The organism is Rhodococcus sp. 15-649-2-2 (assembly GCF_002258645.1).
Classification (GTDB): domain Bacteria; phylum Actinomycetota; class Actinomycetes; order Mycobacteriales; family Mycobacteriaceae; genus Rhodococcoides.
On the sequence record NZ_NPFM01000021.1, the window covers coordinates 61,816 to 73,910 of the forward strand.

Below are 12,095 nucleotides of genomic sequence, written 5' to 3' on the forward strand. Positions count from 1 at the left end.
GCTCTGATTGCTCGGTCGGTGAACGGATTGAGGCATGGTGTCCACTGAATGGACGTACGATCCTCGGGTGACGTCATCGGATGCCAACGCGAGTGTGATCGGGAAGATCTGTTCGTTGCTGAGGGCAGCGGGAGCCGAGGAGCCGTCCGGTGCCTCCACCACTGCCCTCGCGCGGGCGGCCGGTATCGCGCGACCCACCACCCATCGCCTGCTGTCCACGCTCGCCGAACAGGGATTCGTCGATCGTGACACTGCGACCGGCCGCTGGTCGCTGGGGCCGGAGATCTACCTGCTGGGGTCCATGGCGGCCCTGCGGTACGACATCACCGACCAGGCGCGAAAAGTCGTGCAGGCGTTGGCAACCGAGAGTGGTGAGAGTGCGTTTTTGTCGGCCCGCCGGGGTTCGGAGACGGTGTGCCTGCTTCGAGTGGAGGGAAGTTTTCCGCTGCGCTCGCATGTGCTGTACGAGGGAATCCGGCTGCCGCTCGGAGTGGCGTCCGCAGGGTTGGCCATTCTTGCGCACCTACCGGATCGGGAGGTCGACGAGTATCTCGATGCCGTGAACCTGGTGCCGGAGTGGGGAGAGAGTCACTCGGCCGTGGAGATTCGCAGGCGGATAGCGAATACCCGCTCCACGGGATTCGCCGTCAACCCGGCGTTGCTCGTGGAGGGTAGCTGGGGGCTCGGTGCCGCCGTTTTCGATCGCGCCGACAAGCCGGCATGGGCGCTGAGCTTGACCGGTGTCGAGACACGATTCCGCGACGATCGACGACGGGAGCTGGGCAAGATGCTCCTCGACGCGGCGCACCGACTCACCCTGCAACTGGGGGACCGGCCCACACCCGGCTAGCTGTCGAGCTCGTCCAGGATGTCCGCGGCGTCCTGGCTGCCTGCGGCCGCCAGCCTGTGCAGCTCGACGCGATCACCGCGTTCACCGGCAAGTTCGACCAGGATGTCGACGGCATCGGTACTGCCTGCGTCGGCGAGGGAGCGCAGTTCGTCGAGGTCGTTTCGAGAGCCTGCGAGTTCGACCAACTGGTCGAGTGCATCCTGATCGCCGCTGCTGGCCTGGGCACGCAACTCGGCCAGCTCGGCCGCGGTTGAATCGGGCTCGGTCATGGGTCGGAGTGTAGAACGATTCGTCGAATAGTGGCAGGCCAGCCTACCTTTTTGCGGCCTGTGCGTTCTTGTCGGTGGGTCGAGATAGTCTTCTTTCAGTTCGAACGCATGTTCTGAATCGTTGCTCACCGGGGGGTGAAAAATGGGCGCAGTACCGACCGTGTCGCTGGAGGCATTGACCGCTGCTGCGTGTGCAGAAAATCGTCAGGCCGCTCGCAAGATTTCCGCCTGCTATGACATCCATCGGAGCTGGATCACCCACGACACCAAGCACAAGCACTACAGCCGGTACGGACGCACCGAGATGGCAGTGGCGTTGGGCTGTTCGGCGACGGTCGCCGAATCGTACGTCTCCGTGGGCGTCGCCCTGCACACCCGACTTCCACTGCTGCGGTCCGCATTCGAGTCCGGGGAGATCGACTTACCCCGGGTACGGACGGTGTGCCGCATCCTCGACAACCTCTCCGACGAGATCGTTAGAAGGGTCGAGGGCGAGATCGTCGAAGCAGCCCGCCGGTCGTCACCGGGTCCGTTGGAGAAGGAGATCTGGGACATCCTGCTGCGGGTCGCGCCGGAGGAAGCGGCAGCGTTGCGGGAGTTCGCGAAGCGGTTTCGCAACGTCAGCTACAGCCCCGCCGGTGAGTTGGCGCGGATTCGAGCGGAATTGACCGCCCCCGAGGCCGCCGCTGCGTGGCAGCTGCTCGAGGAGATGGCCGACACGCTCTGCCCGAAAGATCCTCGCGGTAAACAGGATCGCTTGTGTGATGCGTTCATGGCCCGCATGCACGGCGAACCCCGCTTGGCGTGCCTGTGCCAGCGCGATGACTGCCCGAAAGAAGATGCGGTGCTGCCGGATCGTCGGGTGCCGTTGACGATGATCACCGTCGACATCGCCACCCTCATCGGACTATTGGCGAACCCCGCGTACCTGGCCGGGCATGGATCCATCGATCCTGATCTCGCGCGGGAGTTGGCGCGCAACAGTCAGTGGCAGATCCTGCTCACCGACGCAGTCACCCTCGCGGAGAAACTCGGCCTGGCGGTGCAGAACCCGGAGACCGGGGAATGGGAACGACGCTCGGACGGCGAGAAGGCCGAGGGTGCACCAGGATCCGACACGGGAACAGACGCCGACGCGGACATGGACATGGACAAAGACGCGGCCGCGGCCGCGGACTCGGCTACTGATGAGGGAATGGGGTCGGCCACGGATTCGGGTAGGGAGGCTGATTCCTCGACCGAACCGACCTCGGCCGGTTCGCCTGCACCTGTACCCGCTCCTGCGCGTGGACCGGGGAGCACCTCGACACCGGCACCGGTACGAGAGTCACCGGCAGATGAGGTCGACGAGACCGGCGATGCCGAGGAGAACGACGAGTCCACACCCGTACCTGCGACCGGCCCGTCGGCAACCCCCGACCCGGACGCTACCGATCCTGTCCGGAAGCACGCGGCAACACGCGCGACGGCAACGGCGACGGACCCGCGAGGGGACGCAACGTCGGACACCGACCGTGAGGCAGCTGCGTCGTCTGATCCCGCATCGGATTCACGATCACCTGCGGAACTGACATCGCCGGCACCTGATATCACACCGAGCTGTTCGGAATCAGGCTCTTCCACAACGCCATCCGGCTCCACAACGCCATCCGGCTCCACAACGGCATCCGGCTCTACAACAGCAGGTCCGACGGCAGTACCTGAACCAGCGGCGGCCACCGCGTCATCGCCTACTCCGAAGCCTCCGGCCGAGCAAGGTTCGTTACCGGATCCAGTCCCAGCAGCGACTGGCCCGACCGACCCGGCACCGGGCGACGATCGACCTCAGCGTCGCCTCCAGTCGCTGACCTCCGCTGCAGCCTTGTTCTGCACCCACACCCCAGTCGGCAGGGGCACACGGCACAGCTCTGCCCTCGATCTGTCCTCCGTAATCCGGCGCAGCAACCGAACCATCCGCACACCTGCCGGCCTCTACCTCGGAAACGCATCGCTGGCCGCTGCACTCGAAGCCGCCATCGCCGCCGACCCCACCCTCGGAAAATCCGTCGCACGCGACCCCCTGACCGACCGAGCCCTGATCTACCGACCCGACACCCTCACCACCGCAGCAGTCCGCCTGCGCGACCGGCACTGCCGCTTCCCCGACTGCCACCGCCCCGCCGCACGCTGCCAACTCGACCACATCATTGCCTTCGACCACGCCAACCCCCTCGGCGGCGGCTGGACCACCGTCAACAACCTGCAATGCCTGTGCGAGTTTCACCACACCGTCAAAACCGCCGGCTACTGGACAGCCGTCATGCTCCCCGGCGGGGCGATCCTGTGGACCTCCATCTCGAAGACCACCCGCATCACTCTGCCCGCCAACGGCACAGCCGTACCCATCCTCGGCAACGACCTGAGACCCCACATCCCCACCAAACCCAGACGATCCAGCATCATCGCCTACCCCCACCCACCCGACAACGAACAACCCGAGACAGACGACACGGCAGCACCACCGTTCTAGGCGATGCTGCCGTGAATCCCTGTGCCTGCTCCGTCAGACCATGTGCCCGCGGCCTCAGACCAAGTGCTGAATGTGGTCGCGCGTGAATTCGATGCGCTCGTCCACGCGGCCGTCGCCCACCTTGTTCACCCACTCCGGATCGGACAGCAACGCGCGCCCGACGGCCACCAGATCGAACTCGTTGTCCTCGAATTGACCGACGAGCGCGTCCAATCCGGTCACACCCGACGCAGCATCCTCCGACCATGCCGAGGTGAAGACCGAGTCGAGCCCGACCGATCCGACGGTGATGGTCGGAACTCCGGTGAGCTTGCGGGTCCAACCGGCCAAGCCGAGCTTTCCATCGTTACCGTCCAGCTCGGGGAACGCCGGGTCCCAGTGGCGTCGGGTGGAGGCGTGCAACACGTCCACTCCGGCGTCGACCAGTGGCGTCAGGACGCGTCCGAGCTCCTCGGGGTTCTGTGCGATCCGAGCGTCGAAGTGATTGCTCTTCCACTGCGAGAATCGGTACACGATCGCGAAGTCCTCGCCGACGGCCGCACGAATCGCGGCAACAACCTGTGCGGGGAACCGGGTACGGGCTTCGAGCGAGCCGCCGAACTCGTCGTCGCGCACATTGGTTGTGGCCCAGAGGAACTCGTCGAGCAGGTAACCGTGAGCACCGTGCAGTTCGAGGCCGTCGAAGCCGGTGTTCTTCGCGTTGACCGCAGCCTGTACCCACTGCGAGGTGAGTTCGTCGAGGTCGGCGTCGGTGAAGGCTCGACCGACCGAGGAGCCGTCGAGTGCAATGCCGGACGGGCTGACAGTGGTGACGTCGGGGAACAGGCGAGGCTCGGTGCCGCGCTCGACACCGAGGTGCCACAGCTGCGGAATGATGGCGCTGCCCTCGGCGTGTACCGCGTCGACGACGCCCTTCCATCCTTCGAGGCTGGCGTCGCCGTAGATGCGCGGAACGCGGGTGTGAGGACCTGCGGCGGGGTCGGGGATGTAGGTGCCCTCGGTGATGATGAGGCTGGTTCCGCCGGCGGCGCGCTTGCGGTAGTACTCGGCGACGTCCGGGCCGGGGATGCCGTCGGGCGAGAAGGCGCGCGTCATCGGGGCCATGGCGAAGCGGTTACGGAGCTTCAGCGACTTGACCTCGAACGGCTCGAAGAGCCCGGTGGTGGACAGATGCTGAGTTGTGGATGCAGTTTCGGTCACGCCTGCGCACAACCTGTACCAACCCCGAGCTATTCCCCGTGCGGGGCTGTTAGCGTCGGATGCTTATGAGCCCTTCGCCGCTGATTTCTGCCGCCGAACTGCACGATCTCTTCGAGATGGGACGGGCCCCCGTCGTCCTCGACATTCGGTTCACGCTTCAGACCGGGAGCGACAGAGCAGGTTACGAGGCCGGGCACATCCCGCACGCGCAATTCGTCGATCTCGATGCCGATCTGGCTGCCCCGCCGGATCAGCGCGGGCGTCACCCATTGCCCGACGAGGAGACCTTCGTCGCAGCGATGCGCGGTGCCGGGGTCAGCGACGACTCCTCGGTTGTGGTCTACGACGGAGGTCCGGCGACCGCGGCCGCGCGCGGCTGGTGGCTGTTGCGTTACTACGGCCACGCGGACGTGCGAGTCCTCGACGGCGGTTTGGCTCAGTGGGTGGCCGCCGGGTTCCCGATCGGAACCGCACCGTCGATCGTTGCAGCCGGATCGTTCACCGCCCGGCCATCCCTGGCACGAGTCCTCGACGTGGACGACGTACTCGATTTCGCCCGAGACAACGTACTGCTCGACGCGCGGGCACCCGAACGATTCCGCGGCGAGGTGGAGCCGGTGGATCCCGTGGCCGGTCACATCCCGGGCGCGATCAACCGACCGACGACCGACAACGTCGATTCGGACGGAAAGTTCCTGGATCCCGAGGTACTCGATGGCACATTCGGTGGACTTGTGCCGGAAGGGAAAGGCGTCGCTGTCTACTGCGGATCCGGGGTGACCGCCGCACACCAGATTCTTGCGCTCGAGCTGGCGGGTATCGACGCTGCGTTGTATCCGGGATCGTGGTCGGGATGGATCACCGACCCGACGCGCCCGAGGGCGTGACGGGCACCCTCTGACCAGCGTGTTCACACGATCAGGGTTGAACTTGAATCCAACTTCAACTATACCTGGGGCATGAACGTTGAAGGCAAGGTTGCCATCGTCACCGGCGGTGGTGGCGGGATCGGCGGGGCCATCGCTGCTCGACTCTCGGAGCACGGCGCACGCGTCGTCGTCTCCGACCTCGACGAAAAGACGGCCCAAGCGGTGGTCGACGCCATCGAACGAGACCGGCCGGGGACGGCCGTCGCGGTGGCTGCGGACGCGTCGAACATCGCGGATGTCGAGCGACTGATCGCACGGGCCGAGGACTCGTTCGGTCCGGTCGATCTCTACTTCGCCAACGCCGGCATCAGCGGCGCACCCGGACTCGACGCCACCGAACAGGACTGGGACCTCTCGTTCGACGTCAACGTGCGCGCGCACATCCGCGCCGCGCAGCTGTTGGTGCCGGGTTGGCTCGAGCGCGGTGAGGGATACTTCGTCAGCACCGCCTCGGCGGCCGGCTTGCTCACCCAGATCGGTTCGGCCACATACGCAACGACCAAGCACGCGGCCGTCGGATTCGCCGAGTGGCTGAACGTCACCTACGGCAACCGAGGCATTCGTGTCAGCTGCCTGTGCCCGATGGGCGTCAACACCAAACTGCTCTACGAGGGACGCGAATCCGGAGATGCATTGGGAGCGGCCGCAACTGCGGCGGTACTGAGCGCCGGTGCCGTCCTCGAACCCCTCGATGTTGCCGATGTGGTGCTCGACGCGATGGACCGTGAGCAGTTCTTGATCCTGCCGCACGAGAACGTACTGGACATGTACCGCAACAAGGGTGCCGACTACGACCGGTGGTTGCGCGGCATGCGTCGCTACCAGGACAGCTTGCTCGACAACAACCGATAGGGGCCCACCGTGGCATTTTTCGAGACCTCCGACCGTGCGAAGAAATACGAGTCGGATCTGTTGGAGTTCATGGACTCTCACATCTACCCGGCCGAGGCCGTCTACGAGCAGCAGATGCTCGAATCGGGTGACCCGCACTTTCAGCCGCCGATCATCGAAGACCTGAAGAAGGAAGCGCGCTCGCGTGGACTGTGGAACCTGTTCCACCCGCATCCCGAGTGGGGCCCCGGTCTGACCAACCTCGAGTACGCCCCGCTCGCCGAGATCATGGGCCGCAGCCTGCTCGCCCCCGAGGCGTGCAACTGCAACGCACCGGACACCGGCAACATGGAGGTGTTCACGCTCTTCGGCACCGACGAGCACAAAGAGAAGTACTTGAAGCCGTTGTTGGACGGCACAATTCGCTCCGCTTTTGCGATGACCGAGCCCGACGTCGCCAGTTCCGATGCCACCAACATCGCGATGAAGATGGACCGCGACGGGGACGACTTCATCCTGAACGGTCGAAAGTGGTGGACGTCCAACGCGATGCACAAGAACTGCAAGGTTCTCATCGTCATGGGCAAGACCGATCCCGAGGCGGCAACGCACCGTCAGCAGTCGATGCTGGTGGTACCCATCGACGCACCCGGTGTCACCGTCCTGCGCAACCTGCCGGTCTTCGGCTACATCGACCGAGAAGGTCACGCCGAGGTGCTCTTCGAGGACGTGCGGGTGCCGGCGAAGGACGTATTGAAGGGGCTGGGTGAGGGCTTCGCCATCAGTCAGGCCCGCCTGGGACCCGGCCGCATTCACCACGCCATGCGCACCATCGGCGTTGCCGAACGTGCGCTCGAATTGCTCTGTCGCCGTGCGGTATCGCGAGTGACGTTCGGGAAGCCGGTGGCGATGCGCTCGAACATTCAGGACTGGATCGCCGAAGCGCGCATCGAGATCGAGAAGACGAGACTGCTCACGTTCAAAGCCGCGTACCTGATGGACACGGTCGGGAACAAGGAAGCGCGCACCGAGATCGCCGCCATCAAGGTTGCTGCACCCGAGATGGCACTGAAGATCATCGACCGTGCCATCCAGGTGCACGGCGGCGGCGGAGTGAGCAACGATTTCCCGCTCGCGATGATGTACGCCCACATTCGCACCTTGCGTCTGGCCGACGGTCCGGACGAGGTGCACAAGATGTCGATCGCGAAGATGGAGCTGAAGAAATACCTCTGAAGGTAGGCCACCGCAGCAAGGTGAGCCTGTGCTAACTTCTGCGGATGAAACGGACATTCCTGGGGTGCGCGCTCGGTCTGACGACCGCGTTGACGCTGGTCGCGTGCAGTAGCGGGGCAGCCGACGACGCCGGACCCGAAGCCCGCACCGTCACGATCGACACGCTTGCGGGACCGACACACATCACGGGAACGCCGGAGCGCATCGTCGCCTTCGGGCAGCAGTGGGTCGACGCGCTGCTGGAATTCGACGTGCAACCCGTCGGGTACGTCTCCGCCGGATCGAACGGCGACGAACGCGGGCTCTACCCCTGGCAGTCGGCAGTGAGTTCCGATGCCGAGATGCTCGACCCGGCTGCGGTCGACCAGATGGACGGTGCGGTGCCGATCGAGCAGATCGCGGCGCTGCAGCCGGATCTGATCCTGGTGTCGGGAATTGCCTCGATCGAACCGTATGCAGGTTTGGCGGATTTCGCTCCGACGATCCTGCCCGAGTCCGACAGGGTCGAGACCTGGGAATCGCAGATCGAGACCCTCGGCCTTGTGCTCGATCGGGAAGACGACGCCCGGCGAATCATCGACGAGGGACACGCCGTCACCGACGACATCAAGCAGGAGTATCCGGCACTCGACGGTAAGACGGCGGTGCTCTCCCAGTTCGTCTTCGACTCCCAGCAGCTGGCGGTTGTCGCCGACCCCGAAGACGGTGCGGCCCAGGTGTTCGGCAGCATCGGCCTCAGTGTGCCGCAGAGTCTGGTCGAATCACCCGACATCTCGCACGGACGCATCGTGCTCAGCCCCGAGCGGCTCGATGTGCTGACGGCCGACCTGGTCGTGATGCTTCCCAATGGGGGAACGCGGGAAGACCTGGAGAAGCTTCCGGGATTCTCCAGTCTCCCTGCGGCGTCAGTTGGTGGAGTAGCCGTGGTGGATTACGGGACGGTCGTCGGATTCAATACACCGTCGAAAGCGTCGGTCGAGTACTCGCTGAACAAGATTCGACCGCAACTCGAGGCAATAGCAAGTTAGCTCCGGGGTGTCCAGGCCGGGTCACGGCCGATGAAGGCCATCAACTTGTCCTGAGTGGACGCGTTGTCGCCGACCGGGACGGCGGGCCCGTACTGCCCGCTGTCTCGTAGCATCTGCTCCAGCGGTCGCATGGCGTCGAGGGCCGCAGCGCAGCGCTCCTCGCCCAAGTCGGGTTCCAGGCCAAGGGCTTTCGCCAGGTCCCAGGTGTGCATCCAGATGTCGGCGGTGTAGAACATGTCGACCGCCTTGTCCACCGGCATGTCTCCGGTGTGCGGGTTGCTCAACACGCGGTCGGAAGGGTCGTCGAGAATTGCCTGGATGTCGGCGACGTGACGCTTCCATGCGGCGACAGGGTCGGCATCGATGTCCAGTGGCAGGAACTCGATTCCCGCACCGTGCGCGAGAAAGCCGCGAGACCATTCGATCAGGTGCTTCACGACATCGATTGCGGCCCAGTCCGATACCGGGCTCTGGCGTGACCAGTCCTCGGGCGAGGCGGACTCGACGAGCGCGGTGAACGTTGCCGCGTCTTGTAGGTGCTGTTGGGCCGGCCCTGTTCGTTGATCGAGCAGTTCGTCGAGTTTGTCGTAGCCCTCCCTCACCCCGACATCCATGCCGCTGGACAGCATCCCGTCTCGAGTTGCGAAGTCCGACATCACACTGAGCACTTTCAGGAGCGTGCCCCCGCCGTCGCGGCCCTCGAACGTGAGTGTCTCGAGGGCAACCGAATCGGGTTGGCCCTCGTAGGTGAACGTCCACACGATCCGCTCGTTGCCTCTGACCTCGTGGAAGCTGCCGAAGAAAGCTGCGATCTCCTCGCCGTCTCGATCGTTGGCAAATGCCCAGGAACCTCCGGTGTGGCCCTCCCACTTCAGAATTCGCGTGGTCAACGATCTAGGCCCCACCCATTGCCGATACAGCTCGGGATCTATGTGGGCGCGGAACACCTGCTCCGGCGTTGCATCGAACTCCCGAACGATCTCGATCGTGGGTACTTTCTCGTCCGCAAGGATCTCGGTTTCGTACATGGTTACGACGCTTCTTTCGTGTGCGGGGCCTTCGTGTGGTTTTCCTCGATGTCCATGCTGCCCAGCAGGGCGTCGAGGCGTCGATAACGTTGTTCTGCTTCCTGTCGATAGCGGTCGATCCATTTCGCCACGAGGCCGAACACCTCCGCGTCCAGATGCACCGGCCGACGCTGGGCATCTTTGCTGCGGGTGACCAGGCCGGCCTCCTCGAGCACCTTCACGTGCTTGGATACGGCCTGCAGGCTCATGTCGTACGGCTCCGCCAATTCGCTGACACTCGCATCCGAGGCGGCGAGCCGTGCCACCATGTCGCGTCGAGTGGGGTCGGCCAAGGCCGCGAACGTCTTGTCGAGTTGCTCCGTGTGATCCTCCATCGGCTCCTCGCTTTCTCGATGAAGCCGAGAGTAAGCCGCGTGACGTGCATAGTCAACCATTTGGTTGAGTACTTCCCTTGGCCTACCCTCGTCGGATGGGCATCGGTGATGACATGGTGCGGGACGTGATCTCTCTAGATCTGGGGCACCCGCTACGTGTGGCGATCGACGGGGTGACGGCATCGGGAAAGTCGACCTGTGCGCGGTGGCTGGTGAGTGCTGTTACAACGCAGGGGCGTCCTGCGATTCATGTGACCATGGACGGGTTCCATCACCGGCGCGCCTATCGGTATCGGCAGGGGCGAGCGTCGGCTGTCGGTTACTACCAGGACGCATACGACTTCGACGCGCTGTGTACGCAGGTGCTGATTCCGTTGGGACCGAACGGAAGCGGCGAAATCCGGCGTCGGATCATCGATCTGGCGTCCGATGAGCCGGTGGAAGATCCGCCTGAGCCGGTGCCTACCGACGCGATCGTCGTGGTGGACGGAACGTTTCTGCACCGGCCGCCGCTGCCTGACTACTGGGACTACACGGTCTTCGTCGACACCCCGATGGACGTCGCACGGGCTCGCGGTACAGCCCGGGATGCGGATGCGCTCGGGGGTGAAGTGGCCGCGGGTATGGCCTTCGACCAGCGCTATCACGCGGCGTGCCGGATCTATCTGGACGAGGTGGATCCGCGCGCGCGAGCCACTCGGGTGCTGCCGGGTATTGACAGCCTGCTGTCAATGGGGTGATGATTGACAGCATACTGTCAATCGATGCGAGGACGTTCCGATGACCACCATTGCGCTCTACGCCACCGACACCATGGCCGACTGGGAATACGGGTACCTCACCGCCGGCCTGGCCATGGCCCGTGAACAAGACCCGGAAGCCAACCGGCTGATCGTCGCCTCGGAGACGGGGGAGGCTGTGACGACGATGGGAGGATTGCGCATCACGCCGGACGTCGGCTTGGCGGATCTGCCGACACTCGACGCGTTGATTCTGCCGGGAGCGGGCAGTTGGGAGTCCGGGCACGACACGGTACTGAAGCTCGCCGCCGTACTCGTTGCGGCGGGGACCCCGGTGGCGGCGATCTGCGGTGCCACCTACGGACTGGCTCGGACCGGACTGCTCAACGACCGGCCACATACGTCTAATGCTGCCGAATTTCTCACTGCTGCAGAGCAATACAGCGGAGCCGAGCACTACCGAGACGACAAAGCGGTGTCCGACGGTACGGTCATCACTGCCGGCGCGACGGCACCCATCGAGTTCGCCAAGCTGGTATTCGAGCGGCTGAACGTGTTTCCGCAACCCGTCGTCGATGCCTGGTACGGCCTGTACACGACAGGCGAGCGAAAGTACTACGACCAGCTGGCGGGGGCATGACCGACCGCAGCCCGGAGGGTGATGCGCTGACGGCGGTAGTGCTGCCCGTTTTCGAGCTCAACGGCGAATTTCTCGCTGCCGCACAAGACATCACCGAGCCGACGGGCCTGACTCCGGCCTGGTGGCAGGTTCTGGGGGCCACCCTGGACGAGCCATTGTCGGTCGCTGATATCGCGCGACGCGTCGGGTTGGGATTGGCACGGCAGAGCGTGCAGCGGACGGCAAATCTGTTGGTGGACAAAGGCTGGGCGGTCTACGTCGACAACCCTCACCACAGGCGGGCCAAGCTACTCGAACCCACCTCCAAGGGGCGCGAGACAGTCGCCGCACTGAGAGATGCTCAACACGCGTGGTCGGACGCCGTGGGTGCCGCGGTGGGTGAGAACGAGTTACGCTCTTTCGCGGAGACTCTGGAGAAGATCCTCGCAGCCTCACGTCACTACCGCGGTGGCCGTGCATAA

At 64.6% G+C, this 12,095-nt stretch carries 13 protein-coding genes; 9 read left to right on the forward strand and 4 right to left on the reverse strand.

The features are described 5' to 3' along the window. The first annotated feature begins 34 nt into the window (after positions 1 to 34). Positions 35 to 850 carry an IclR family transcriptional regulator gene (locus tag CH305_RS12185; protein ID WP_094703837.1) on the forward strand — a complete coding sequence of 272 codons (816 nt, stop codon included), beginning with the start codon at positions 35 to 37 and terminating at the stop codon, positions 848 to 850. On the opposite strand, the gene CH305_RS12190 is transcribed toward CH305_RS12185, so the two are convergent. Continuing rightward, entirely contained in the window at positions 847 to 1,119 is a 273-nt protein-coding gene (locus tag CH305_RS12190) for a hypothetical protein (protein ID WP_094703838.1), read from the reverse strand. The genes CH305_RS12185 and CH305_RS12190 overlap by 4 nt on opposite strands. A gap of 142 nt (positions 1,120 to 1,261) precedes the next feature. On the opposite strand from CH305_RS12190, the gene CH305_RS12195 reads away from it, so the two are divergent. Continuing rightward, a complete protein-coding gene (locus CH305_RS12195) occupies positions 1,262 to 3,628 on the forward strand; it encodes a DUF222 domain-containing protein (RefSeq protein ID WP_094703839.1) in 2,367 nt (788 codons plus the stop codon). Positions 3,629 to 3,682: 54 nt separating this feature from the next. Here the strand turns inward: CH305_RS12195 and CH305_RS12200 are convergent, their stop codons facing one another. Then, entirely contained in the window at positions 3,683 to 4,828 is a 1,146-nt protein-coding gene (locus CH305_RS12200; protein WP_037149069.1) for an NADH:flavin oxidoreductase, read from the reverse strand. Between the two features lie 65 nt (positions 4,829 to 4,893). On the opposite strand from CH305_RS12200, the gene CH305_RS12205 reads away from it, so the two are divergent. The 4 genes from CH305_RS12205 to CH305_RS12220 all read left to right on the forward strand — a co-directional run bounded on the left by CH305_RS12205 (position 4,894) and on the right by CH305_RS12220 (position 8,852). Further along, on the forward strand, positions 4,894 to 5,715 hold the full coding sequence (locus tag CH305_RS12205) for a sulfurtransferase (protein WP_032403729.1): 822 nt from the start codon (positions 4,894 to 4,896) through the stop codon (positions 5,713 to 5,715). 72 nt (positions 5,716 to 5,787) lie between these two features. After that, the gene (locus tag CH305_RS12210; protein ID WP_094703840.1) at positions 5,788 to 6,609 is read left to right on the forward strand and encodes an SDR family oxidoreductase; all 822 of its coding nucleotides are present in this window, start codon (positions 5,788 to 5,790) and stop codon (positions 6,607 to 6,609) included. A 69-nt stretch (positions 6,610 to 6,678) separates the two neighbouring features. Further along, positions 6,679 to 7,824, forward strand: a complete 1,146-nt coding sequence (locus CH305_RS12215) for an acyl-CoA dehydrogenase family protein (RefSeq protein WP_373454557.1) — start codon at positions 6,679 to 6,681, stop codon at positions 7,822 to 7,824. Positions 7,825 to 7,868: 44 nt separating this feature from the next. Beyond that, positions 7,869 to 8,852, forward strand: a complete 984-nt coding sequence (locus CH305_RS12220) for an ABC transporter substrate-binding protein (protein WP_080734309.1) — start codon at positions 7,869 to 7,871, stop codon at positions 8,850 to 8,852. Here the strand turns inward: CH305_RS12220 and CH305_RS29690 are convergent. Both CH305_RS29690 and CH305_RS12230 read right to left on the reverse strand, forming a co-directional pair. Further along, positions 8,849 to 9,880, reverse strand: a complete 1,032-nt coding sequence (locus CH305_RS29690) for an SRPBCC domain-containing protein (protein WP_052077687.1) — start codon at positions 9,878 to 9,880, stop codon at positions 8,849 to 8,851. The genes CH305_RS12220 and CH305_RS29690 overlap by 4 nt on opposite strands. A gap of 2 nt (positions 9,881 to 9,882) precedes the next feature. Next, on the reverse strand, positions 9,883 to 10,254 hold the full coding sequence (locus CH305_RS12230) for a helix-turn-helix transcriptional regulator (protein WP_094703842.1): 372 nt from the start codon (positions 10,252 to 10,254) through the stop codon (positions 9,883 to 9,885). Between the two features lie 95 nt (positions 10,255 to 10,349). On the opposite strand from CH305_RS12230, the gene CH305_RS12235 reads away from it, so the two are divergent. The 3 genes from CH305_RS12235 to CH305_RS12245 are packed head-to-tail and all read left to right on the forward strand — an operon-like array spanning position 10,350 to position 12,095. Next, the gene (locus CH305_RS12235; protein WP_094703843.1) at positions 10,350 to 10,994 is read left to right on the forward strand and encodes a hypothetical protein; all 645 of its coding nucleotides are present in this window, start codon (positions 10,350 to 10,352) and stop codon (positions 10,992 to 10,994) included. A 40-nt stretch (positions 10,995 to 11,034) separates the two neighbouring features. Further along, complete coding sequence (locus CH305_RS12240) at positions 11,035 to 11,634, forward strand: DJ-1/PfpI family protein (protein WP_094703844.1); 600 nt, start codon at positions 11,035 to 11,037, stop codon at positions 11,632 to 11,634. Further along, positions 11,631 to 12,095 (forward strand): MarR family winged helix-turn-helix transcriptional regulator, encoded by a 465-nt coding sequence (locus tag CH305_RS12245; protein WP_094703845.1) that lies wholly within the window; start codon positions 11,631 to 11,633, stop codon positions 12,093 to 12,095. Before CH305_RS12240 ends, CH305_RS12245 begins: the two co-directional genes overlap by 4 nt.